The sequence below is a fragment of the Pseudothauera rhizosphaerae genome (assembly GCF_004801305.1).
GTDB lineage: Bacteria > Pseudomonadota > Gammaproteobacteria > Burkholderiales > Rhodocyclaceae > Pseudothauera > Pseudothauera rhizosphaerae.
The window spans coordinates 125,011-146,868 of the sequence record NZ_SSOD01000001.1; the positions used below are offsets into that span (position 1 = coordinate 125,011).

The window sequence follows — 21,858 nt, forward strand, 5'->3', positions numbered from 1 at the left end:
ACCGCCGCGTGCGGACTCACCCCTTGGGCCGGCGGTCGATGACGCGCTTGGCCTTGCCGACGGTGACCCGCTCGATGCTGAAGGGCTCGCCCACGACCACCTTGGCGGACACGCCGATCAGGCTCTTGATGTGGTGGGTGAGCTCCTTCGCCAGCGCCTCCTTCTGCTCCGGGTGGCGGCCGACGCCGGCCTCCGGGTTGATCTCCACCTTGACCGTGAGCGTGTCCATGTGGCCCTGCTTGTCCACCTCCAGCAGGTAGTGGGGCGCGAGCTTGGGGATCTTGCAGATCAGCTCCTCGATCTGGGTCGGGAACACGTTCACGCCGCGGATGATCAGCATGTCGTCCGAGCGCCCGGTGATCTTGGCCATGCGCCGCATGCTGCGGGCGGTGGGCGGCAGCAGGCGGGTGAGGTCGCGGGTGCGGTAGCGAATGACCGGCATGGCCTCCTTGGTCAGCGAGGTGAACACCAGTTCGCCCTCCTCCCCGTCGGGCACCACCTCGCCGGTTTCCGGGTTGATGATCTCCGGATAGAAGTGGTCTTCCCAGATCGTCGGGCCGTCCTTGGTTTCCACGCATTCGTTGGCCACGCCCGGACCCATCACTTCGGAGAGGCCGTAGATGTCCACCGCGTCCATGCCGGAGCGCTCCTCCATGGCCGCGCGCATAGCCGGCGTCCACGGCTCGGCGCCGAAGATGCCGATCTTGAGCGAGGTGCTCCTGGGATCGATGCCCATGCGCTCCATCTCGTCCAGGATGGTCAGCATGTAGGACGGCGTCACCATGATGATCTTCGGCTTGAAGTCCTGGATGATCTGGATCTGCTTCTCGGTCTGGCCGCCCGACATCGGCACCACGGTACAGCCCAGCTTCTCGGCGCCGTAGTGGGCGCCCAGGCCGCCGGTGAAGAGGCCGTAGCCGTAGGACACGTGCACCATGTCGCCCGGCCGCCCGCCCGAGGCGCGGATGGAGCGCGCCACCACGGTGGCCCAGGTGTCGATGTCCTTCAGCGTGTAGCCGACGACCGTCGGCTTGCCGGTCGTGCCGGAGGAGGCGTGCACGCGGGCGATCCTCTCCATGGGCACCGCGAACATGCCGAAAGGATAGTTGTCGCGCAGGTCGTGCTTGCTGGTGAAGGGGAACTTCGCCAGGTCGGCCAGGGACTTGAGGTCGTCCGGGTGCACGCCCTTCTCGTCGAACTTCTTCCTGTAGTGCGGCACGTTGTCGTAGGCGTGGCGCAGGCTCCACTTCAGGCGTTCGAGCTGCAGCGCGCGCAACTCGTCCTGGCTGGCCTTTTCGATGGGGTCGAGCTGGGGTGGGGTGAAGCTGTTGATGGGCATTGTTGTCTCCTCCTGGTTTCCGTCTGCTGCAGCGGCTCTGCGTCCGCCGTCAGCATATTCCTGTCTGGCTAGAGTTCGACCACCGGCCGGCCCTTGAGCCGGTAGGACTTGCCGCGCATGACCGCGATCAGCTCGCCCTTCTGGTTGGTGACCGTGATGTCGTACACGCCCGTGCGCCCGGCCTCGAACACCAGTTGCGCCGCGGCGGTGAGCAGGTCGCCCGGCCGGCCCGGCGCCATGAAATCCACGCTGATGCCCGAGGCCACGGTCTGCTCGTTGCCACTGTTGCAGGCGTAGGCGAAGGCCGTGTCGGCCAGCGTGGTGATGAGGCCGCCGTGGGCGATGCGAAAGCCGTTCAGCATGTCCTCGCGCACCGGCATGGTGAGGGTGGCGCGGCCCGGTCCGACGGCGGTGATCGTCATGCCCAGGCTCTGGGCGGCCTGGTCCTTGGCGAACATGCCGTCGCGCACCCGCTCGGCCAGGGTCTGCGGATCGAGTCCCTCGCTGATGTCGCGGTAGGAAGCTTCACTCATGAAAATTGGCTCCGGTAATGGCCTTGCGCTGCAACAGCGGCGAGACGCGGTAACGGGTGTCGAAATAGTGGGCGCACAGGTTGGTCAGCACGCGGGCGACGAAGGCAGTGCCCAGTTCGTCGGCCCAGGCCAGCGGCCCCTTCGGGTAATTGGTGCCGTAGCGCATGGCGGTGTCGATGTCGGCCGCCGTACCGATGCCGGCCAGCACCGCGTCGGCGGCCTCGTTGGCGAGCATGGCCACGGTACGCAGGCCCAGGAGGCCCGCCACGTCGTCCAGCCGCGTCACCGCCAGGCCGGCCGCCTGCAGCGTGCCGACCACGGCACGCCAGGCGCCCTGGCCGCACTGGTCGGCCACGGCAACCGCGAGGCGCGGCGTGGCGGCGTAGTCCAGGCAGAGGTCGAACAGCACCAGCTTGGGCACGTCCTCCTCCACCGCGCGACGGGTGGCGGTACGGCCATCGGACAGCACCAGACGCGCGCCGCCGATCTCCAGCCAGCCGGCACCGTGCCCGGATTCACCGGGCTTGCGCTCCATGGTGATGCCGGCCCCTTCCAGCCGGGCGATCAGCCCGCCGGCCACGCCCAGGTCGCCCACCACGGCCACGCGGCCTTCCGCGCCCTGGGGCGCTTCGGCCGCCGGCGCGGGGCGCGCGGCGCCTTCGGCGTAATCGTGGAAACCGCGCCCGCTCTTGCGCCCGAGGCGGCCGGCGAGCACCAGTTCCTGCTGGATCAGGCTGGGGGTGAAGCGCTTGTCGTTGAAACAGGCCTCGAACACGGACGAGGTCACGGCGAAGTTCACGTCGTGGCCGATCAGGTCCATCAGTTCGAGGGGCCCCATGGGGAAGCCGCAGCCTTCCCGAAGCACCGCGTCCAGCGTGGCCACGTCCGCCGCGCCTTCGCCCAGCACGCGCAGGCCTTCCGCGTAATAGGGCCGGGCGACGCGGTTGACGATGAAGCCCGGGGTGGATTTGGCATGCACCGCCACCTTGCCCCAGGCCCCGGCCGTGGCGTGCAGCGTGGCGGCCACGGCGGGATCGGTGGCGAGGCCCGAGACCACTTCCACCAGCTTCATGACCGGCGCCGGATTGAAGAAGTGCAGGCCGGCCACGCGCTGGGGGCGGGCCAGGGGCGCGGCCAGGGCGGTAATCGACAGGGACGAGGTGTTGCTGGCGAGGATGGCGTCCCCGGACAGCAGGCTTTCCAGTTCCGCGAACAAGGCGCGCTTGACCGCCAGGTCCTCGACGATGGCTTCCACCGCCAAGCCGGCGTCGCGGGCCGCGGCCAGGTCCATCACCGGCTGCACCCGTGCCGCGGCGGCGGTCGCGGCTTCGGCCGTCAGGCGGCCCCTGGCGGCGAGCTTGTCCAGCGCCGCGGCGATGCCGGCGCGGCCCCGGTCGGCGGCTTCCGCGCGGGAGTCATACAAGTAGACGGTGTGACCGGCCACGGCCGCCACCTGGGCGATGCCGCTGCCCATGGCGCCGGCGCCGACGACCAGCACCTTCACGTCGGGAGAAAGCGCAAGCGACACGGCTCAGTCCCCCTGGAAGCGCGGCGCGCGCTTTTCCATGAAGGCGGCCACGCCTTCCCGGTAGTCCTTGGAGCGCCCGCACACGGTCATGGCGTCCCGCTCCCGGTTCAACTGGGACTCGAAGTCCTCGCCGTCGCTGGTCCAGATCAGGCGCTTGGTCTGGGCGTAGCCGAAGGTCGGCCCCTGGGCGAGGCCGGCGGCGACCTGCTGCACGGTGGGCAGCAGGGCCTCGTCGTCCACGCACTTCCAGATCAGGCCCCAGGCTTCGGCCTGCTCGGCCGGCAGCTTGTCGCCCAGCAGGGCCAGGCCCAGGGCGCGGGCCGGACCCAGCAGGCGGGGCAGTATCCAGGTGCCGCCCGTGTCCGGGATCAGCCCCAGCTTGGCGAAGGACTGGATGAAGCTCGCCGAGCGGGCGGCGAACACCAGGTCACAGGCCAGCGCCAGGTTGGCGCCGGCACCGGCCGCCACGCCGTTCACCGCGGCGATCACCGGCAGGTCCAGCGCACGCAGGGCGAGCACCAGGGGCTTGTAGTTGCGCTCCACCGAGGCGCCCAGGTCCGGCGCCTCGTCGCCCGCGGCCACGGCCCGGTCGGACAGGTCCTGCCCGGCACAGAAGCCGCGCCCGGCGCCGGTCAGCACCAGCACGCGGATGCTGCCGTCGGCCCGGCCGGCCCTGACCGCGGCGAGGGCTTCGCGCACTTCCGCGTGCATCCGGTCGTTGAAGCTGTTCAGGCGTTCGGGCCGATTCAGCGTCAGCGTGGCCACGCCGGCCTCGACGCCGAAGACGATGGTTTCGAACGGCTGGGTTGGGGCGCCGCTGGTCGTGCTCATGTCTCCTCCATCCTTGTTCTTTCGCGCGCTGTGGGGCACGCTTCGTCTCTTGCGCGGGGCTTTTCGCCCTCTTGCGGCCGGGTGTTTTCGTTGTTTGACCGACCGGTCAATCAATAGTAATCTTGATCCAGATCAAAAAACAAGCACATTTTTTCACCCCCCGCGGACTTGTTCCGCCACCCCGAGACAAGGCGGTGCGTCAGACGCCGCCCCTGGAGGAGACACCATGGCTCACCCCCTGTTCGAAAAACATCGCGCCACGCTGGACGCCGCCGTGGAGGCCATCCACAACCGCGGCTACTGGACCCCCTACCCCGAGATGCCCAGCCCCAAGGTCTATGGCGAAACCGCCCTTGCCGACGGCAAGGCGGCCGTCGAGGCCCTGGCCGGGCGGGATTTCGCGCTGGACCAGCCGGGCACAAGCGGCTGGGCCGCGCCGGAGAAGAGTCCCTACGGCGTGAAGCTGGACGTGCGCTATCCGGTCTGCGAGGTGGAGGCGCTGATCGCCGCAGCCCAGGCCGCCATGCCGGGCTGGCGCCGGATCGGCGCCGAAGGCCGCGCGGGCGTGTGCCTGGAAATCCTCGACCGCCTCAACAAGAAGAGCTTCGAGATCGCCCACGCGGTGATGTACACCACCGGCCAGGGCTGGATGATGGCCTTCCAGGCCGGCGGACCCCACGCCCAGGACCGGGGCCTGGAGGCGGTGGCCTACGCCTGGGACGAGCAGCGCCGCATCCCGGCGACCAGCGTCTGGGAAAAGCCCCAGGGCAAGAACCCGGCGCTGAAGATGCAGAAACACTACGAGATCGTCGGCCGCGGCGTGGCGCTGGTGATCGGCTGCGGCACCTTCCCCACCTGGAACACCTATCCGGGCCTGTTCGCCGCGCTGGCGACGGGCAACCCGGTCATCGTCAAGCCCCACGGCAACGCCGTCCTGCCCGCGGCCATCACCGTGAAGATCGCCCGCGAGGTGTTGGCGGAAGCCGGCCTGGACCCCAACCTGGTGAGCCTGGCGGTGGTGGAAAAACGCGCCGCCACCCAGGCGCTGGCCACCCACCCGGCGGTGAAATCCATCGACTTCACCGGCGGCAACGTCTTCGGCCAGTGGCTGCTGGACCATGCCAGGCAGGCCCAGGTGTATGCGGAACTGGCCGGCGTGAACAACGTGGTCATCGAATCCACCAACGAGTACAAGGCCATGCTGCGCAACCTGGCCTTCACGCTGAGCCTGTACTCCGGCCAGATGTGCACCACCACCCAGGCCATCCTGGTGCCGGCCGGCGGCATAGCGACGGACCAGGGCCACAAGAGCTTTGACGAAGTCGCCGCCGACCTGGGTGCGGCCATCACCAAGTTCCTTTCCGATGTGAACGTGGCCACCGCGGTGCTCGGCGCCATCCAGTCCGAGGCCACGCTGGCGCGCATCGAGGAATGCCAGTCCGGCGAGTACGGCAAGGTGGTGCTGGCCTCCACGAAGATCGCCCACCCGGAATTCCCCGCTGCCGAAGTGCGCACACCCGTGCTGCTCGCCTGCGACGCGGCCGACGAGGCGAGCTACATGGAAGAGCGCTTTGGCCCCATCGCCTTCGTCGTCAAGGTGGCGGACGGCGCGGAAGCGGTGCGGCTGTCGGAACGCATCGTGCGCGAGCACGGCGCGCTGACCGTGGGCGTGTATTCCACCCGGGCGGACGTGATCGAGGCCATGACCGAGGCGACGCTCGCCGCCGGCGTGGCCCTGTCCATCAACCTGACCGGCGGCGTGTTCGTGAACCAGTCGGCGGCCTTCTCCGACTACCACGGCGTGGGCATGAACCCGGCCGCCAACGCTTCCTACTCGGACGCGGCCTTCGTCGCCAACCGCTTCCGTGTGGTGCAGCGGCGGTATCACGTCGAATAGGTTCCGACCACGGTCCAGGCGCCGGCGGGTTTTCCCCCTCCCCTTGAAGGGGAGGAGTGATATCGCCACGCGTCAAGCACTGGTCCCCGCAAGGAGCAACAACCCATGCCCTGCTACGAAATCGACGGCCTGCGGCCCGTCATCCACCCGGACGCCTTCGTGCACCCGGACGCGGTGCTGATCGGCGACGTCATCGTCGGCCCGCGCTGCTACGTGGCGCCGCTGGCGTCCCTGCGCGGCGACTTCGGCCGCATCGTGCTGGAGGAAGGCAGCAACCTGCAGGACACCTGCGTCATGCACGGCTTTCCCGGCACCGACACGGTGATCGAGGCCGACGGCCACGTGGGCCACGGCGCCGTGCTGCACGGCTGCCGCGTGGGCAGGAACGCGCTCATCGGCATGAACGCGGTGATCATGGACAACGCCGTGGTGGGCGAATCGGCCATCGTCGGCGCCTGCGCCTTCGTCAAGGCCGGCATGGAAATCCCGCCGCGCTGGCTCGCCGCCGGCATGCCCGCCAAGCTCATGCGCGCGCTGACGGAGCAGGAGATGGCCTGGAAGGTGGACGGCACGCGCTGCTACCAGGACCTCACGCTGCGCAGCCTGTCCACGCTGAAGTCCTGCGCGCCGCTGACCGGGATGGAGCCGGGCCGCAAACGCTTCGAGTTCCCCGGCGTGGTGCCGCTGGTGGATGTGAAGAAGGGCGGCTGACGCGGGCACGGAGCCCCGCGCTACACTGCGGGCCTTGTCGCCAGCCTGCCGGAATGATGAACACCGAAGCCCCCTCCTCCGCCCCCGTCTCCTCCACCTCTTCCCGCACCCGCGTCGAGACCGCCCTGCGCACGCTCGGCATGCCCGCCGACATCGTCGAGTTCGGCACGCTCACGCGCACCAGCGCCGAGGCCGCCGCGGCCATCGGCTGCGAGGTGGCGCAGATCGCCAAGTCGGTGGTGTTCCGCGGCAAGACCTCGGACGCCTGCGTCGTGGTCATCGCCAGCGGCGCGGACCGCATCGACGAGAAGAAGCTCGCCGCCGAGATCGGCGAGAAGGTCGGGCGGGCGGATGCGGATTTCGTGCGCCGGCGCACCGGCTTCGCCATCGGCGGGGTGGCGCCGGTGGGTCACGCGGGCGAGGTCACGCTGCTGGTGGACCGCGCCCTGTGGGCGCTGGACCCGATCTGGGCCGCGGCCGGCACGCCCAACGCGGTGTTCCGCCTGTCGGCCGACGACCTGCACCGCATCCCCGGCATCCGCGTCGTGGACGTGCGCCAAATCTGAAATGAAACACACCATGCCTGCACCGTGCGCAAGCCCCTCTCCCCTCGCGGGAGAGGGCCGGGGAGAGGGGGCGCTCGATGCAGGCACGGCGCCCGTCCCAGCCCCCTCTCCCCAACCCCTCTCCCGCGAGGGGAGAGGGAGCACAGCCATCCCGTTTCATGCGTCGTGGGTCGCGCCGGGCGCGGTGGAGCAACTGAGATGACCACCCCGCCACGCCTGGGCAATCTCCTCGCCTCCCTGCCGCCGCCGGGCGGCGAGGAGCGCTTCGAGACCCTGTTCGAGACGCCCCACTGCCGCATCGAGCGCATCGTTTCCCACGGCCACGCCAGCCCGCCCGGGTTCTGGTACGACCAGGCGGACGACGAATGGGTGATGCTGGTGCAGGGCAGCGCGGAACTGGCTTACGACGACGGCCGCACGCAGGCGCTGGCCCCGGGCGACTGGGTGCTGATCCCGGCCCGCCGCCGGCACCGGGTGAACGCGACCGGCCCGGTCACGGTGTGGCTCGCCGTCCATTGCCGCCCCCGGACACCGCCACCCCGGGAACCCATGCCCTAGGGTCGGTTGTCATGCACGGCACGCTCCTCGCTCAGCACCGCGAAGCATTCCCCGGCCGACAGCACGGGATGGAACAGCCTGCCCTGTATCTGGCTGCAGCCGAGTTCCATCAACACCTCGAGATCCCGGACGTGCTCCACTCCTTCGGCCATCACTTCCAGCCCCAGCCGCCGGCCCAGGGTCAGAATCGCCTCGACGACGGCGCGGTTGCCGCCGCTGACGCCGACGCCGTCCACGAAGCCGCGGCCGATCCTGAGGCGGTCGAGCGGCAGGGTGCGCACGTGGGCGAGCGAGGCATGGCCGCTGCCGAAATCATCCAGCGCAATGCGCACGCCGACGCGCCGCAGCCCGTCCAGATTGCCGACGACCTCGTCCAGGCCGCCCATCAGCGCGGTTTCGGTGATCTCCACTTCAAGCGCATCGGGCGGCAGTCCATGGTGTGCCAGCAGTGCGCCGACGCGCTCGGCGAAGCCCGCCTGACGCAATTCATGGGGTGACGCCTTGACCGCCAGCGGCATCCCGAAACCGGCCTGGCGCCATTGCGCGGCCTGGCGGCAGGCCGCCCGCAGCACCCAGTCGCCGAGCGCCAGGATCAGCCCCGACTCTCCGGCCGGCGGCACGAAACGGCCCGGCCCGACGCCGCCGAACAGCGGATGCGCCCAGCGCACCAGGCATTCGATACCGATGATGCGCCCCTGCGGCACCGAGACCTGCGGCTGGTAATGCAGGCTCAAGCGCCCGTCCGCGCCGTGCAGCGCCTCCTTCAACGCCGCGGCCGGCGACACCTCGGCGGCCGGCTCCTGCCCGGCGGCATGGAAGCAGTAGTATCCGCGGCCTTCGCGCTTGGCGCGGTACATCGCCTGGTCGGCGTGGCCGAGCGCCGCTTCGGCATGCACCGCGTCGCGCGGCACCAGGCAGATGCCGATGCTGGCGTGGGCCGGCACCTGCCGCCCGCCGCCCAGGGGCACCGGCGCGTCGAGCGCCAGCAGCAGCTTGCGCGCAACCGCCGCGGCATCGCGCTCGCCGTTCAGGTCCTGGGCGACGACGACGAACTCGTCGCCGCCGAAGCGGGCCAGCATGTCGCCCTGGCGCAAGGCTGTCTGCAGGCGGCGCGCGCACACCGCGAGCAGTTCGTCGCCGGCGCTGTGGCCGAAGCTGTCGTTGACCCGCTTGAAGTCGTCGAAGTCGATGAACATCACCGCCGCGAGCCGGCCGTTGCGCCCGGCCAGGCCGATCGCCTCGTCGATGCGCCGCACCAGCGCCACGCGGTTGGGCAGCCCGGTCAGCGCGTCGTGGGTGGCGTGATGCGCGAGCCGGCGCTCCAGCCCGGCGCGTTCGCTCAGATCGCGCGCGACCACGGAGTAGCGCGCGGTGCCGCCATCGACGCCGGGGTGGGCGATCAGGACCAGCGACACCGGCACCATGGCGTCGGCCGCCACCATGCGGCTTTCGCCGACGAACACCCGCTGGCGGCGCGCGATGTCGAGCATGCAGGCCAGCTCGTCGTGGACGGCGGGCTCGAACAGATCGGGCAGCCGATGCACCGGCGCCGCATCTCCGGCCGCCGCGAAGGCGGCCTGCGCGGCGGGATTCAGATAGACCAGACGCAGCCCGCCGTCGGCCTGTATGACCCAGTCCGGCGACTCGGCGATGATCTCCAGCAGGCCGTCGCGCCCGTTCCCGGGCTGCGCCGCTTCCGTCCGCCGCCGCGTGCCGGCGCGGACGGGCGCAGTGCTCCCCGCCTCCACGGGCGCTTCCCGCCAGGTCGCCTTTCCGCTTCCCCGCCTTTCTCTTGTCATTGTCCGCTTCGTTCCCGGCATGGCCGCCAGGGGATGACTATCGGATAACCGATGAAGATAGCACTTGCTGTTTTAAACAACAAGCTTTCGCTTGTTTAGCAACTGCTGTCGCTCCGGCACTATCATCCGCATGGAAATTGCCCAGATCCGTCGCCTCCGACTCCGCCAATGGATCGACGAAGACCCCTGCTCCAAAGGCAACGTGACGTCCTGGTGCAACCACTACAGCCAGTTCTCGTTTCGCGACGCGGACGATTCGCCGATCAGCCCGACCTACATCCGCCAGATCGTCCCCAAGCGCAGCGCCCCGACCCGCAACCTGGGCGAGAAGGCCGCACGCCGGCTGGAGAGGATAGGCGGCAAGGAGGCCGGCTGGCTGGACCGCCTCGACGACGGCACACCGGCGGCAGCCGCCGCGGCGGAAGATGCGCGCGGCGCGGTGCGGACCTTCCGTACCGCGCCGGTTGCCGCGCACGGCCTGCCGGTGCTCGCGGCCGAGGAGATCGTGCAGGGCGGCGGCGAACTGCCGGAGCGTTTCATCTGGGAGGCCGAAGACGACATGATGCCCGGCGGCATCGTGCCGGCGCCGCGCGGGCAGTGGGTGGTGCTCGACGCCACCGTCGAATGCGAACCGGGCGACGTGGTGCTGGTCCGCATCGGCAGGCAGCGCCCGCTGCTGCGCCGCATCACCGGCATGGGCAGCGCCCGCCAGCTCGTCACCAATGCCGGCGGCGAACCGGCACGGCCGGTCACGGCGGACTGTACGATCCTCGCCGTCGCCCTCTACAGCCATCCCCGGCCGCTCGAACGCCGGCGCCGCATTTGACCGGGATCATTCCCTTGCCCCGCGGATCGTCTAACGTTGGTTGCGTCCCCCAGCACACCCTTTCCCGGCCGATGGCGAAGAAGTTTCCCCTGCATCCCAGACACCCCGAGCGTATCTGCTGGGGGTGCGACAAGTATTGCCCGGCGGATTCCCTGGCCTGCGGCAACGGTTCGGGCCGCACCCAGCATCCGGCCGAACTGCTGGGGGAGGACTGGTACACCTATGGCGACTGGGGGCTGGACGTCGAGGCGCCCGAGCCAGACGCCGGCGCTCAAGCCTCGAAGCCCTCGCCGGTAGCGAAGAAGTGACCGCCGGCGCGGTAGCGGATGGTGCGCCGCCGCCCCTGCGGGGCGCCCCCTCTCCCCGGCCCTCCCCCGCAAGGGGGGAGGGTGCACAGCGACACCCGCAGCACGGCTAGCTTATCTAAACAGTATTGGCCCTTCAGGCGGCGCGGAACTGGCGGATGGACTCCCGCCGCGGCGGCGCGGCCTCGGCGATGGCGTGGCCCTGCGCCAGCACACCCGTGGCCGCCCTCAGCTCGTCCAGCAGTTCCCCCTGCGCGACCCGGGTGAACACCACGCTCGTACCGTGGACAGCGGCCAGTTCCACCAGGCGTCCGCGTTCGTCCCCGTTGCGCAGGTAGCGCACGTCGATCTTGATGAAGTTGGGGCGCATCTGGCCCAACACCGCCTCCGCATCCGCCAGCGAGGCCACGTTGGCCGCGACGCGAAAGCCGTTGATGCGGTAGTTGGCGTGCACGAAGGACAACAGGCGCAGGTCGCGGCAGGCCACTTCGGGCGTCTCGATGACGACGTTGCCCGAACGCACCTGCAGCACGTCCAGCACGCGGCGGAAGGCGGCGCCGTGATCCTCGCTCACGGCGGCGAGCAACCGCCCATGGACGTTGAGGAAGAGCAGTTCGTCCTCCTCCGTGCGCAGGTCGTTGAGCACGTGCAGGGTGCGGCACAGGCGGTCGAGGCCCACCAGGGTCGCGTCGTCGGCGACCAGGGAAAACAGGTTCCACGGCGACAGCGCGGCCTCGCCGCCGGCATGGCAGCGCACGAAGGCCTCGTAGCCGATGGCTTGCCCGCTCGCCACGTCGATGATGGGTTGATAGACGCTGGACAGCTCCGCACCCAGGAAGCGCCCCAGGACCACGCCCGACTCATGGCGGCGCAGCGATTGCCCCGGCTGCCAGTCCAGCGGCAGCCAGTCGAAGCGGTCGGTCGTCTTGTTGTTGCCCGCGCGAGTATTCATCGCACACCCCATGCCATGCGTATTTCCGTTGACGCTGCAAAGTCTAGCCATTGGCGCACGTCCGCCCAAACAGGAAATACTGCAAAGGATTTCGGCAGCCGAGCACACCGCGACGGATAAGCAAAGCAGAATTTCTTCCTTCGCAGCGGAGCCCGCCCTGACGATACTCGCGGAACATCCATCGGGAGCAGCGAGCATGCTGAGCACCTTGATCGTACCGGGGCTGAACGGCAGCGGCCCGACGCACTGGCAGAGCTGGTTCGAGACCCTGCTGCCCGAAGCCCGCCGCGTGGAACAGGAAGACTGGAGCACCGCCGAACTGGCGCGCTGGCGCGACCGCGTGCTGGCCCGCATCGACGGTTCCGTCGGCCGCGTGGTGCTGGTGGCGCACAGCTTCGGCTGTCTGGCCAGCGTGGCCGCGGCGGCCGAGCAGCCCGACCGCATCGCCGGCGCGCTGCTGGTGGCACCGGCCGATCCGCGCAAGTTCGGCGTGGGCCACCTGCTGCCCTCCGGCCATCTCGGCTTCCCCAGCATCGTCGTGGCCAGCACCGACGATCCCTGGGTGTCCCTGGCCACCGCCCGCCACTGGGCCGGCCGCTGGGCGAGCCGCTTCATCAACGTGGGCGCCCGGGGCCACATCAACGTGGATTCCGGCTTCGGCCCCTGGCCCGAAGGCTTCGAGCTGTACGAGTCGCTGGTCGCCACCATCCTGCGCCCGGCGGGTGTCGCCGCCGGCCGTCGCCCCGCTTCGCCGAACCGGTATCGCACCCAGGACTTCAAGACCGGCCTGCCGGGCATCCGGCAACGATTCGCCCCCCTGTAATCCCCATCCGCGCCCCGGCGCCCCCTGGCCCCGCGCCGGGAGGCGGACCGGCGCGCCTGCCTTCTCCCCACCTCTCCCCATCGTGACCGAGCCCCACCTCCCGCCCCTGCCCGCGGACAACCGCCTCATCGACCTCCCCACCGCCGTGCGCCGCTACGCCTTCGACGGCATGCAGTACGCCGGCGGCGCCGGCCTGCCGGTAGGCGCCGACGCCATCGCCTTCGGCCGCGAACTGCTGCGCCAGGGGCGGCGTGGACTGCATGCGGTGTTCCACTGCAACACGCAGCAGACCAACCTGCTCGCCGCTGCCGGCGCGCTGGACCGGCTGGAATGCGGCTTCTCCGGGCTGGAAGGCTTCGGCTTCGCCAACGGCCTGCGGCGCGCAGTGGAAAGCGGCCAACTGCTGCTGGAGGACTACTCCAACCTGGCCATGCCGCTGCGCTTCCTCGGCGGCGCGCTGAACTGGCCCTTCGTGCCGACCACCTCGTGCATCGGCTCGGACATCCAGGCCGTCAGCGCCTTCGCCCCCGACGAGGTGCCGGCGCGCAGCAAGATTCCCGCCGTGCGCGATCCCTTCGGGGGGCGCGAGATCGGCGCCCTCTCGCCCCTGCGCCCGGACCTGGCCGCCATCCACGTCACCCTGGCCGACCCGCGCGGCAACGGCATCGTCATCGGCAGCGAATGGAGCCGCTTCGAACTGTCCCGCGCCGCCCGCCGCGTGGTGCTGGTGGCCGACCACATCGTGGATACCGACTGCATGCGCCAGTTTCCCAACCTGGTGCGCATCCCCGACGTGGTCGTCGAGGCCGTGGTGTGGTGGCCGTTCTCCGCCTGGCCCGCGGCCTCGCCCGGCGTGCATGACGCCGACGAGGCGCACATGAAGCTGATGAACGAGGCGCTGGCCACCGCCGAGGGCACCGAACGCTATCTGGCCGATTACGTATACAGCTACGAAGACCTGTCCGCCTACCTGGCCCTGATCGGCGACGACAACGCCCGCCGCCTAGCCGACACCGCCACCGCTTTCCTGCTCGACCCCTACCGCCAGTGGTTCCTGCCCCCCGAGCGTGTCGAAGCACTCACCGCGGCCAATGCCGCCAGCGCGTCCGCCGGGCAGGCGGAAGGGGTGCCGGCATGAGCGCGGCCCTCGACTACACCCAGCAGGAAATGATGGCCGTCGCCGCCGGGCGCGAGGTGCGCGACGGCGAACTGGCGATCTTCGGCGTCGGCCTGTCGCTCCTCGCCGGCTACTTCGCCAAGGCCCACCACGCCCCCAACGTGCGCGCCATCACCGAAGGCGGCGTCTTCGGCGCCACCCCGGTGGGCGGCATGCCCTGGGGCATCGAATGCAACCGCCTGGCCGTCAACGCCACCAGCTTCACCAGCGGACTGGACGCCCTCGGCTTTCTGGTCGCCTCGGGGCGCTGCGACTTCGGCCTGATCGGCGCCGCCCAGGTGGACCGCTACGGCAACGTCAACACCACCGGCATCTGGGGCGAGCGCCCGGAGCCCTACCGCCCGCCCCGCACCCGCCTCACCGGCAGCGGCGGCGCCAACGAGATCGCCAGCGGCGCGAAGCGCACGGTGATCATGGTCAGCCACGAGAAGAAGCGCTTCGTCGAGCGGGTGGACTACGTCTCCTCACCCGGCTACCTCGACGGCGGCGACGCGCGCGAGCGCTGGGGCTTCGTCGGCGGCGGGCCGGGCGCCATCGTCACCACCCTGGGCATCCTGCGCCCCCACCCGGAAACGCGGGAATTCTGGCTGGACGGCTGGTTCGCCTTCTCCAGCGCCGACGAAATCCGCGCCGCCACCGGCTGGGATCTGCAGGTCTTTCCCCACGCCGGACAGATTCCGCCGCCCAGCGCGGCGGAACTGGCCGCCCTGCGCCGGGTGGACGAAACCGGCATGCTGCGGCGCAAGAGCTAAGGCCCGGAAGGTCTAAGCCCCAAAAACCATATCACTTTCATTACTATTCTTAGCGTCAAATCTTGCTTCGCACGGGGACGGCACGCCGTTATGGTTGAACGCAACGGCCGTTCCGCCGCGTAAGCAGAATCGAGCGCAAGCCCCGTCCTTCGTGCGGGGGCGGACGGCCGGCACCCCACACAGGAGGACACCATGCCGATCGCCGCTGCCCCGCTCGCCGCTCCCTCCCGCATTCCCGCCGCCGCTCACGGCGCCGGCCCGGTTGCGGAACTCAACCCGGTGCTGGAAGGCGCCCGCCACGCCGCCACCGTGTCCGGCCTGGGCTACGCCGGCAACGTCACCCCCGCCGAAGCCTTGGCCCTGCACCAGAGCGGCGGCGCCTTGCTGATCGACGTGCGCACCGCCGAAGAACTGAAGGTGGTGGGACGCGTGGAAGGCGCCCGGCATCTGCCCTGGCTGATCGGCGAACGCATGGAACGCAACGTCTACTTCCTCGACCAACTCGCCGACCTCGCCGCCCGCGACGAACCGGTACTGCTGCTGTGTCGCAGCGGCAAGCGCTCGGTGGCCGCCGCGCGCGCCGCGACCGAGGCGGGCTACAGCCTGGTTTTCAACGTGCTGGAAGGTTTCGAGGGCGACCGCGCCATCGAACGCGCCAACGGCTGGCAGCAGCGCGGCCTGCCGTGGGTGCAGGGCTGAACGCCCCGCCCGCCATCCTTCACCCGACCACCCCCGCCCGAGAGGAAACCCCCATGTCCAACAGGTACGACGACAACGCCCTGTCCATCGGCCGCACGCCGCTGATCAAACTCAACCGCATCCTCGATGGCGCCAACGCCACCGTGCTCGCCAAGATCGAAGGCCGCAACCCGGCCTACTCGGTCAAGGACCGCATCGGCTACTCCCTCATCGCCGACGCCGAACAGCGCGGCCTGCTCGGCCCGGGCAAGGAAATCGTGGAGCCCACCAGCGGCAACACCGGCATCGCGCTCGCCTTCGTGGCCGCCGCCAAGGGCATTCCGCTGACGCTGACCATGCCGGAAACCATGAGCCTGGAGCGCCGCAAGCTGCTGGTCGCCTACGGCGCCAAGCTGGTGCTCACCGAAGGCCCCAAGGGCATGAGCGGCGCCGTCGCCAAGGCCGAGGAAATCGCCGCCTCCGACTCCAAGTACGTGCTGCTGCAGCAATTCAAGAACCCCGCCAACCCGGCCGTCCATGAAACCACCACCGGCCCGGAAATCTGGGACGACACCGACGGCAAGGTGGACATCCTGGTCTCGGGCGTCGGCACCGGCGGCACCATCACCGGCGTGTCGCGCTATTTCGAAAAGACCCGCGGCAAGCCCCTGTTCTCCGTGGCCGTGGAACCCACCGCCAGCCCCATCCTCACCCAGAAGCTCGCCGGCGAACAGCTCAAGCCCGGCCCGCACAAGATCCAGGGCATCGGCGCCGGCTTCGTGCCGGACGTGCTGGACCTGTCCCTGGTGGACGCCGTCGAGCAGGTCAGCAACGAAGACGCCGTGGCCTACGCCCGCCGCCTCGCCCGCGAGGAAGGCATCCTCTCCGGCATCTCCAGCGGCGCCGCCGTGGCCGTGGCCGCCCGCCTGGCGCAAAAGCCGGAAAACGCCGGCAAGACCCTGGTGGTGATCCTGCCCGATTCGGGCGAACGCTACCTCAGCTCGGTGCTGTTCGAAGGCATCTTCGACGCCTCGGGCCTGCCGGTGGGCGAGCCGGTGACGATCTGAACCGGCCCTATCCAGCCCCGCGAAAAACCGGCCTCGTGCCGGTTTTTTGTTTCCCGCGATCCGCCCGGGGGAAAGCGAAGGCCGCCATCGCGGGCGAGCCCGCTCCCACATCCCCTCCAGCCCGGCATTGCTGATATGCAATGCCGTTTTTCTTGGTTCGTCGCCCCGCACCCGGTTGCTATCGTTGCCCGACTGTTTACCGCCACGTCCACAACGAAAGGAATCCCACCATGAGCGAGACGACGCCGCGCAAGTACCGCTACGAAACCCTGCAGGTCCATGCCGGCCAGAGTCCCGCGCCGGGCACCAATGCCCGCGCGGTGCCGATCTACCAGACCACGTCCTACACCTTCAACGACGCCGACCACGGCGCGCGCCTGTTTGCGCTGAAGGAGTTCGGCAACATCTACACCCGCATCATGAACCCCACCACGGACGTGTTCGAGCAGCGCATCGCCGCGCTCGAAGGCGGTGCGGCGGCGGTGGCTACCAGTTCGGGGCAGGCGGCGCAGTTCCTGGCCATCACCACCATCGCCCAGGCCGGGGACAACATCGTGTCCACCAGCTACGTGTATGGCGGCACCTACAACCAGTTCAAGGTCGCGCTGCCGCGCCTGGGGATTTCGGTGAAGTTCGTGGACGGCGACAACCCGGAGGACTTCCGCCGCGCCATCGACGACAAGACCAAGGCCATCTACGTCGAGACCATCGGCAACCCGCGCTTCAACGTCCCGGACTTCGACGCGCTCGCCAAGATCGCCCACGACGCGGGCATTCCGCTGATCGTGGACAACACCTTCGGCGCGGCCGGCTACATCGCCCGCCCCATCGACCACGGCGCGGACATCGTGGTGCAGTCGGCCACCAAGTGGATCGGCGGACACGGCACCTCCATCGGCGGAGTCATCGTGGATTCCGGCAAGTTCGACTGGGGCAACGGCAAGTTCCCCCTGTTCACCGACCCGGCGCCCGGCTACCACGGCCTCAAGTTCTGGGAAGTGTTCGGGCCGCAGGGTCCGTTCGGCAACATCGCCTTCGCCATCCGCGCCCGCGTGGAAGGGCTGCGCGACATCGGACCCAGCCTGTCGCCGTTCAACGCCTTCCAGTTCCTGCAGGGGCTGGAGACCCTGTCCCTGCGCGTGCAGCGCCATGCGGACAACGCGCTGGAACTGGCGCGCTGGCTCAAGGCCCATCCGCAGGTGGCGTGGGTGGAGTACAACGGCCTGGAAGACAGCCCCTACCACGCGCTGGCAAAAAAGTACCTGCGCAACGGCTTCGGCGCCGTGCTCAACTTCGGCATCAAGGGCGGCGCCAACGCGGCCCAGCGCTTCATCGACGGCGTGGAGCTGGCCAGCCATCTGGCCAACGTGGGCGACGCCAAGACGCTGGTCATCCACCCGGCCTCCACCACCCACCAGCAGCTCTCCGAGGCGGAACAGAAGAGCGCCGGCGTGCGCCCGGACCTGGTACGGGTGTCGGTGGGCATCGAGCACATCGAGGACATCAAGGAAGACTTCGACCACGCGCTGCGGCGCGCCGGGCTGGAAGCCGCTGCATGACGGGCTTCCCGCTCTCCAGGGAGACCCGGCGGCTGGTCCTGGACCAGCCGTTTTTGCTCGAATCCGGCGTCTCCCTGCCCGGCCTGGAAATCGCCTGGCGCAGTTGGGGGCGGCTAGCGCCCGCGGGCGACAACGCCGTCGTGGTCTGCCACGCCCTCACCGGCTCGGCCGATGCCGACAACTGGTGGGCGCCGCTCTTCGGCCCCGGCCGGGTGCTCGATCCGCAGCGCGACTTCATCGTCTGCAGCAACGTGCTGGGCGGCTGCTACGGCAGCACCGGCCCCACTTCCCCCGCGCCGGATGGCCGGCCCTGGGGCGGGCGCTTTCCCGCGCTCACCGTCCGCGACCAGGTGCGCGCCCAGATCGCGCTCGCCGACGCGCTGGGCATCCGCCGCATCGCGCTGGTGCTGGGCGGCTCCATGGGCGGCCTGCAGGCCCTCGAATGGGCATTGCTGGACCCGGAGCGGGTCGATGCGGTGGCCACGATCGCGGCCAGCGGCCGCCATTCGGCCTGGTGCGCGGTGTGGAGCGAGGCCCAGCGCCAGGCCCTGGCCACCGACCCCAAGTACCGCGACGGCCACTACGACCCGGCCGATCCGCCCCACGCCGGTCTGGCCGCGGCCCGCGCCATGGCCATGGTGAGCTACCGCAGCCCGGCTTCGCTCGCCAGCCGTTTCGGCCGCGCCAGCGGCGCCGAGGCCTTCGGCGACCGCGCCCACTCGCCCGGCGAACTGGCGGCACGGGGCTGGCTGCGCCACCACGGCAAGGCCCTGGTGGAGCGCTTCGATGCCCACACCTACCGCATGCTGATCGACGCCATGGACAGCCACGACCTCGCCCGCGGCCGGGGCGACTACGAAACCGTGCTGCGGGGCATCCGCCAGCCGGTGCTGGTGGGTTCCATCGCCAGCGACGCCCTCTACGTGCCGGCCGACCAGTTCGAGCTGGTGCGCCTGATCCCCCGCGCCGAGCTGCTGACCATCGATTCGCAGCACGGCCACGACGGCTTCCTGATCGACGCGGCGAACTTCCAGCGCACCCTGCGCGAATTCAAGGAACGCCACGCCCCCCGTGCCTTTCCCGCACCCGCCCGCCGGCACGCCCTGCCCGCCGTCCACGGCCGGCCTTCGGCACGCTCCGCGAACGCCTGCAATCGATAGCAGAAAGTCATATTTCACGAGGCGCGACGGGGCGCCGATACTCAAGCCGTGGGTCGCGCCGCAACCGACGCCGCCGTCACCCAACCCTCGGAGAGTTCCTCATGTCTTCCAGCAACGAACACTTCAGCGCCATCGGCCGCCAGTCCCTGGAAAGCCTCGAAGCCATCGGCAGTTCCGTGCTGAAGGCCGCCGAGCAGTCCCTCGGCCTGCACCTGCAGACCGCCCGCAGCCTCTTCGAACACAGCCTGTCCAGCGTCCGCGGCCTGTCCGAATCCGGCGACGCGTCCGCCTACTGGTCCTCGGCCCCGGCGCTGGCGCAGCCCGGCATCGAGCATCTGGTGTCCTGGTCCCAGGGCCTGTACGAGATCGCCTCCCGCACCCAGCAGGAACTCGGCCGTCACGGCGAAAGCCTGCTGAGCGAGATCAGCAAGTCCCTCTCCGGCCTGCTCGACCAGGCGGCGCGCCACGCTCCCTCCGGTTCCGAGCACGGCATCGCCGCGGTGAAGTCGGCCCTGTCCGCCACCCGCAGCACGCTGGACAACATCAGCCAGGCCAGCCGCAAGGTGGCCGAGATCGCCGACGCCAACGTGGCGGCGGCTTCCCAGGCGGCGATCAAGAGTTCGTCGGGTTCTTCGTCCGGCTCCTCTTCGTCCCGCTCGTCGAGCCGCAAGGTCGCCTGATACCGGCCTCCTGCCCCGGACGGGAACGCCCCCGGCGTTCCCGTCGTCCGTTTACGCGGAGCCGCGTCCGTCCTATGCGCGGCAACTGAATTCCTTGTGAATTTTTGTTGGTTCGCCGGGCGGCGGCCAGCGGCTATCGTGTGCCGCATGCGTGGGGTGGCGTCCGTCGCCCCCCGAACCGTCCCCTCCCTTGCGAACCGACATGCTCACGGCCACCCCAGCGTCCCAAGCCGGCAGCCGCCCCGACGGCGGATTCCTGCGTTTCTGCCATGAGGCGCTCGCCCGCTACGGCGAACTGGCCCAGGGCGACCTCGTGACCCATGCGGCGGCCCACGACGCTCCGGCCACGGACATCCTGCGCTTTCCCGCACCCGCCACGCCGACTGCCGCCCCGGCCCTGTTCCGGCTGCAGGGCGTCGGCAAGACCTTTCCCGGCAAGCACGGCACGGTCACGGCCCTGGACGGCATCGACCTGGACATCCGCGAAGGCGAGGTGTTCGGCGTCATCGGCCGCAGCGGCGCCGGCAAGAGCACGCTGCTGCGCGTGCTGAATCTGCTGGAGCGCCCCTCCGCGGGCAGCGTGCTGCTGGACGGCGAGGAACTCACCGCCCTGCCCGCGCCGGCCCTGCGCGCGGTGCGGCGGCGCATCGGCATGATCTTCCAACACTTCAACCTGCTCGCCTCCCGCACCGTGGCGGACAACATCGCCCTGCCCCTGGAGCTGGCCGGCGTGCCGCGGGCGCGCGTCAGTGCGCGGGTGGACGAACTGCTGGAACTGGTCGGCCTCACCGCCCAGCGCGACCGCTACCCGGCGCAGATCAGCGGCGGGCAGAAGCAGCGCGTGGGCATCGCCCGGGCGCTGGCCAACGAGCCCCGCGTGCTGCTGTGCGACGAAGCCACCTCGGCCCTGGACCCGGAAACCACCCAGTCCATCCTGGAACTGCTGGCGGACATCAACCGCCGCCTCAATCTCACCATCGTGCTCATCACCCACCAGATGCAGGTCATCAAGGCGGTGGCCCACCGGGTGGCGGTGCTGGAAGACGGGCGCATCGTGGAAGCCGGCGACGTGGCCGACGTGTTCACCGCGCCGCGGGAGACACTCACCCGCACCCTGCTGCGGGAGGTGATCGGCGACGACATCCCGCCCGGCGTGCATGAGCGCGTCGCGGCGCTGGCCCGCGGCTGGGGCAGCCGGGGCGCCCTGTGGCGCCTGTCCCTGCGGGGCGAGGCGGTGGATGCGCCGCTGCTGGCCGAACTGTCTTCCCTCTTCTCCGTGCGCGCCCACCTGCTGCACGGCTACATCGACGAGGTGCGCGGCGTGCCCTTCGGCTCGCTGGTGGCGGCCCTGCACGGCAGCGAGGCCGATCTGGCGGACGCGGCCGCCTGGCTCACCACCCGCGGCGTGCGCATCGAGGAAATTGCGGCATGAGTCCGGAGATGCTCGACCTGCTCGGCCAGTCGCTGGTGGAAACCCTGTGGATGGTGGGCATCTCGGGCCTGGTCGGCACGCTCTTCGGCCTGCCGCTGGGCATCCTGCTGGTGATCACCGACCGGGGGGCACTGCTGCAGAACGTGGCGTTCAACCGCGTACTCGGCGCGGTCGCCAACGCGGTGCGCTCCACCCCCTTCATCATCCTTCTGGTGGCCATCATCCCCTTCACGCGCTGGGTGGCGGGCACCTCCATCGGCACCACGGCGGCCATCGTGCCCCTGTCCATCGCCGCCACGCCCTTCATCGCCCGCCTGGTGGAAGCCGCCCTGCGCGAGGTGGACCGCGGCCTGATCGAAGCCCTGCTGGCCATGGGCGCCACGCCGGGGCAGATCGTGCGCAAGGTGCTGCTGCCCGAGGCCCTGCCCGGCATCGTCTCGGCGCTCACCATCACCATCGTCAGCCTCATCGGCCACTCCGCCATGGCCGGCGCGGTGGGCGGCGGCGGCCTGGGCGACCTGGGCATCCGCTACGGCTACCAGCGCTTCCTGCCGGAAGTGATGGCCGCCGTGGTGGTCGTGCTGATCCTGCTGGTGCAGGCCATCCAGTCCGCCGGCGACCGCCTCGCGCGCCGACTGGACCATCGCTGATTTCCTTCCCATTCCTCCACACAGGACCGTCCACG

At 70.0% G+C, this 21,858-nt stretch carries 22 protein-coding genes; 16 read left to right on the forward strand and 6 right to left on the reverse strand.

The annotated features are described in order from the left end of the window. Positions 1 to 16 precede the first annotated feature (16 nt). The 4 genes from paaK to paaG form a co-directional block, all read right to left on the reverse strand. A complete protein-coding gene (paaK, locus tag E6O51_RS00650) occupies positions 17 to 1,339 on the reverse strand; it encodes a phenylacetate--CoA ligase PaaK (protein ID WP_136383039.1) in 1,323 nt (440 codons plus the stop codon). 68 nt (positions 1,340 to 1,407) lie between these two features. Continuing rightward, entirely contained in the window at positions 1,408 to 1,872 is a 465-nt protein-coding gene (gene paaI, locus E6O51_RS00655) for a hydroxyphenylacetyl-CoA thioesterase PaaI (RefSeq protein ID WP_136383040.1), read from the reverse strand. Further along, positions 1,865 to 3,346: a 3-hydroxyacyl-CoA dehydrogenase PaaH gene (gene paaH / locus E6O51_RS00660; RefSeq protein ID WP_136383284.1), complete on the reverse strand. Its 1,482-nt coding sequence runs from the start codon at positions 3,344 to 3,346 to the stop codon at positions 1,865 to 1,867. The genes paaI and paaH overlap by 8 nt, the downstream gene beginning before the upstream one ends. Positions 3,347 to 3,403: 57 nt before the next feature. Continuing rightward, a complete protein-coding gene (paaG, locus tag E6O51_RS00665; protein ID WP_136383041.1) occupies positions 3,404 to 4,231 on the reverse strand; it encodes a 2-(1,2-epoxy-1,2-dihydrophenyl)acetyl-CoA isomerase PaaG in 828 nt (275 codons plus the stop codon). A 226-nt stretch (positions 4,232 to 4,457) separates the two neighbouring features. Between paaG and paaN the strand changes: the two genes are divergently transcribed. From paaN to E6O51_RS00685, 4 genes are all read left to right on the forward strand, one after another. Continuing rightward, positions 4,458 to 6,128, forward strand: coding sequence for a phenylacetic acid degradation protein PaaN (gene paaN / locus E6O51_RS00670; RefSeq protein ID WP_136383042.1), 1,671 nt, complete (start codon positions 4,458 to 4,460; stop codon positions 6,126 to 6,128). A 105-nt stretch (positions 6,129 to 6,233) separates the two neighbouring features. Then, a complete protein-coding gene (paaY, locus tag E6O51_RS00675; RefSeq protein ID WP_136383043.1) occupies positions 6,234 to 6,839 on the forward strand; it encodes a phenylacetic acid degradation protein PaaY in 606 nt (201 codons plus the stop codon). A gap of 53 nt (positions 6,840 to 6,892) precedes the next feature. Next, entirely contained in the window at positions 6,893 to 7,405 is a 513-nt protein-coding gene (locus E6O51_RS00680; RefSeq protein WP_230976657.1) for a YbaK/EbsC family protein, read from the forward strand. Positions 7,406 to 7,603: 198 nt separating this feature from the next. Beyond that, positions 7,604 to 7,963 carry a cupin domain-containing protein gene (locus E6O51_RS00685; RefSeq protein WP_136383045.1) on the forward strand — a complete coding sequence of 120 codons (360 nt, stop codon included), beginning with the start codon at positions 7,604 to 7,606 and terminating at the stop codon, positions 7,961 to 7,963. Here the strand turns inward: E6O51_RS00685 and E6O51_RS00690 are convergent. Next, on the reverse strand, positions 7,960 to 9,711 hold the full coding sequence (locus E6O51_RS00690; RefSeq protein ID WP_168735137.1) for a putative bifunctional diguanylate cyclase/phosphodiesterase: 1,752 nt from the start codon (positions 9,709 to 9,711) through the stop codon (positions 7,960 to 7,962). The two genes, E6O51_RS00685 and E6O51_RS00690, sit on opposite strands and share 4 nt — an antisense overlap. A 181-nt stretch (positions 9,712 to 9,892) precedes the next feature. On the opposite strand from E6O51_RS00690, the gene E6O51_RS00695 reads away from it, so the two are divergent. Beyond that, positions 9,893 to 10,588, forward strand: a complete 696-nt coding sequence (locus tag E6O51_RS00695; RefSeq protein WP_136383047.1) for a hypothetical protein — start codon at positions 9,893 to 9,895, stop codon at positions 10,586 to 10,588. Positions 10,589 to 10,659: 71 nt separating this feature from the next. Further along, complete coding sequence (locus E6O51_RS00700) at positions 10,660 to 10,896, forward strand: DUF3079 domain-containing protein (protein WP_136383048.1); 237 nt, start codon at positions 10,660 to 10,662, stop codon at positions 10,894 to 10,896. Positions 10,897 to 11,029: 133 nt separating this feature from the next. Here E6O51_RS00700 and E6O51_RS00705 read toward each other — a convergent pair whose 3' ends face one another. Next, positions 11,030 to 11,845, reverse strand: coding sequence for an EAL domain-containing protein (locus E6O51_RS00705; protein WP_168735138.1), 816 nt, complete (start codon positions 11,843 to 11,845; stop codon positions 11,030 to 11,032). 196 nt (positions 11,846 to 12,041) lie between these two features. On the opposite strand from E6O51_RS00705, the gene E6O51_RS00710 reads away from it, so the two are divergent. The 10 genes from E6O51_RS00710 to E6O51_RS00755 all read left to right on the forward strand — a co-directional run bounded on the left by E6O51_RS00710 (position 12,042) and on the right by E6O51_RS00755 (position 21,823). Next, positions 12,042 to 12,668, forward strand: a complete 627-nt coding sequence (locus E6O51_RS00710) for an RBBP9/YdeN family alpha/beta hydrolase (RefSeq protein WP_136383050.1) — start codon at positions 12,042 to 12,044, stop codon at positions 12,666 to 12,668. Between the two features lie 82 nt (positions 12,669 to 12,750). Next, on the forward strand, positions 12,751 to 13,806 hold the full coding sequence (locus E6O51_RS00715) for a CoA transferase subunit A (protein ID WP_230976658.1): 1,056 nt from the start codon (positions 12,751 to 12,753) through the stop codon (positions 13,804 to 13,806). Then, complete coding sequence (locus E6O51_RS00720) at positions 13,803 to 14,597, forward strand: CoA-transferase subunit beta (protein WP_136383051.1); 795 nt, start codon at positions 13,803 to 13,805, stop codon at positions 14,595 to 14,597. The genes E6O51_RS00715 and E6O51_RS00720 overlap by 4 nt, the downstream gene beginning before the upstream one ends. Positions 14,598 to 14,789: 192 nt before the next feature. Continuing rightward, positions 14,790 to 15,296: a rhodanese-like domain-containing protein gene (locus E6O51_RS00725; RefSeq protein WP_136383052.1), complete on the forward strand. Its 507-nt coding sequence runs from the start codon at positions 14,790 to 14,792 to the stop codon at positions 15,294 to 15,296. A gap of 53 nt (positions 15,297 to 15,349) precedes the next feature. Further along, on the forward strand, positions 15,350 to 16,342 hold the full coding sequence (cysK, locus tag E6O51_RS00730) for a cysteine synthase A (RefSeq protein ID WP_136383053.1): 993 nt from the start codon (positions 15,350 to 15,352) through the stop codon (positions 16,340 to 16,342). 230 nt (positions 16,343 to 16,572) lie between these two features. Continuing rightward, complete coding sequence (locus tag E6O51_RS00735) at positions 16,573 to 17,901, forward strand: O-acetylhomoserine aminocarboxypropyltransferase/cysteine synthase family protein (RefSeq protein ID WP_136383054.1); 1,329 nt, start codon at positions 16,573 to 16,575, stop codon at positions 17,899 to 17,901. Then, a complete protein-coding gene (gene metX, locus E6O51_RS00740; RefSeq protein WP_136383055.1) occupies positions 17,898 to 19,061 on the forward strand; it encodes a homoserine O-acetyltransferase MetX in 1,164 nt (387 codons plus the stop codon). The genes E6O51_RS00735 and metX overlap by 4 nt, the downstream gene beginning before the upstream one ends. A gap of 101 nt (positions 19,062 to 19,162) precedes the next feature. Then, entirely contained in the window at positions 19,163 to 19,741 is a 579-nt protein-coding gene (locus tag E6O51_RS00745; protein WP_136383056.1) for a phasin family protein, read from the forward strand. A gap of 202 nt (positions 19,742 to 19,943) precedes the next feature. Then, complete coding sequence (locus tag E6O51_RS00750; protein WP_230976659.1) at positions 19,944 to 21,173, forward strand: methionine ABC transporter ATP-binding protein; 1,230 nt, start codon at positions 19,944 to 19,946, stop codon at positions 21,171 to 21,173. Next, complete coding sequence (locus tag E6O51_RS00755; RefSeq protein ID WP_136383057.1) at positions 21,170 to 21,823, forward strand: methionine ABC transporter permease; 654 nt, start codon at positions 21,170 to 21,172, stop codon at positions 21,821 to 21,823. The genes E6O51_RS00750 and E6O51_RS00755 overlap by 4 nt, the downstream gene beginning before the upstream one ends. Positions 21,824 to 21,858 lie beyond the last annotated feature (35 nt).

What these genes read in the sequence shown, in the direction of transcription:
- paaK (WP_136383039.1), bottom strand. Translation starts at nt 1,339, where the DNA reads ATGCCCATCAACAGCTTCACCCCACCCCAGCTCGACCCCATCGAAAAG.
- paaI (WP_136383040.1), bottom strand. Translation starts at nt 1,872, where the DNA reads ATGAGTGAAGCTTCCTACCGCGACATCAGCGAGGGACTCGATCCGCAG.
- paaH (WP_136383284.1), bottom strand. Translation starts at nt 3,346, where the DNA reads ATGGGCAGCGGCATCGCCCAGGTGGCGGCCGTGGCCGGTCACACCGTC.
- paaG (WP_136383041.1), bottom strand. Translation starts at nt 4,231, where the DNA reads ATGAGCACGACCAGCGGCGCCCCAACCCAGCCGTTCGAAACCATCGTC.
- paaN (WP_136383042.1), top strand. Translation starts at nt 4,458, where the DNA reads ATGGCTCACCCCCTGTTCGAAAAACATCGCGCCACGCTGGACGCCGCC.
- paaY (WP_136383043.1), top strand. Translation starts at nt 6,234, where the DNA reads ATGCCCTGCTACGAAATCGACGGCCTGCGGCCCGTCATCCACCCGGAC.
- E6O51_RS00680 (WP_230976657.1), top strand. Translation starts at nt 6,893, where the DNA reads ATGATGAACACCGAAGCCCCCTCCTCCGCCCCCGTCTCCTCCACCTCT.
- E6O51_RS00685 (WP_136383045.1), top strand. Translation starts at nt 7,604, where the DNA reads ATGACCACCCCGCCACGCCTGGGCAATCTCCTCGCCTCCCTGCCGCCG.
- E6O51_RS00695 (WP_136383047.1), top strand. Translation starts at nt 9,893, where the DNA reads ATGGAAATTGCCCAGATCCGTCGCCTCCGACTCCGCCAATGGATCGAC.
- E6O51_RS00700 (WP_136383048.1), top strand. Translation starts at nt 10,660, where the DNA reads ATGGCGAAGAAGTTTCCCCTGCATCCCAGACACCCCGAGCGTATCTGC.
- E6O51_RS00705 (WP_168735138.1), bottom strand. Translation starts at nt 11,845, where the DNA reads ATGAATACTCGCGCGGGCAACAACAAGACGACCGACCGCTTCGACTGG.
- E6O51_RS00710 (WP_136383050.1), top strand. Translation starts at nt 12,042, where the DNA reads ATGCTGAGCACCTTGATCGTACCGGGGCTGAACGGCAGCGGCCCGACG.
- E6O51_RS00720 (WP_136383051.1), top strand. Translation starts at nt 13,803, where the DNA reads ATGAGCGCGGCCCTCGACTACACCCAGCAGGAAATGATGGCCGTCGCC.
- E6O51_RS00725 (WP_136383052.1), top strand. Translation starts at nt 14,790, where the DNA reads ATGCCGATCGCCGCTGCCCCGCTCGCCGCTCCCTCCCGCATTCCCGCC.
- cysK (WP_136383053.1), top strand. Translation starts at nt 15,350, where the DNA reads ATGTCCAACAGGTACGACGACAACGCCCTGTCCATCGGCCGCACGCCG.
- E6O51_RS00735 (WP_136383054.1), top strand. Translation starts at nt 16,573, where the DNA reads ATGAGCGAGACGACGCCGCGCAAGTACCGCTACGAAACCCTGCAGGTC.
- metX (WP_136383055.1), top strand. Translation starts at nt 17,898, where the DNA reads ATGACGGGCTTCCCGCTCTCCAGGGAGACCCGGCGGCTGGTCCTGGAC.
- E6O51_RS00745 (WP_136383056.1), top strand. Translation starts at nt 19,163, where the DNA reads ATGTCTTCCAGCAACGAACACTTCAGCGCCATCGGCCGCCAGTCCCTG.
- E6O51_RS00750 (WP_230976659.1), top strand. Translation starts at nt 19,944, where the DNA reads ATGCTCACGGCCACCCCAGCGTCCCAAGCCGGCAGCCGCCCCGACGGC.
- E6O51_RS00755 (WP_136383057.1), top strand. Translation starts at nt 21,170, where the DNA reads ATGAGTCCGGAGATGCTCGACCTGCTCGGCCAGTCGCTGGTGGAAACC.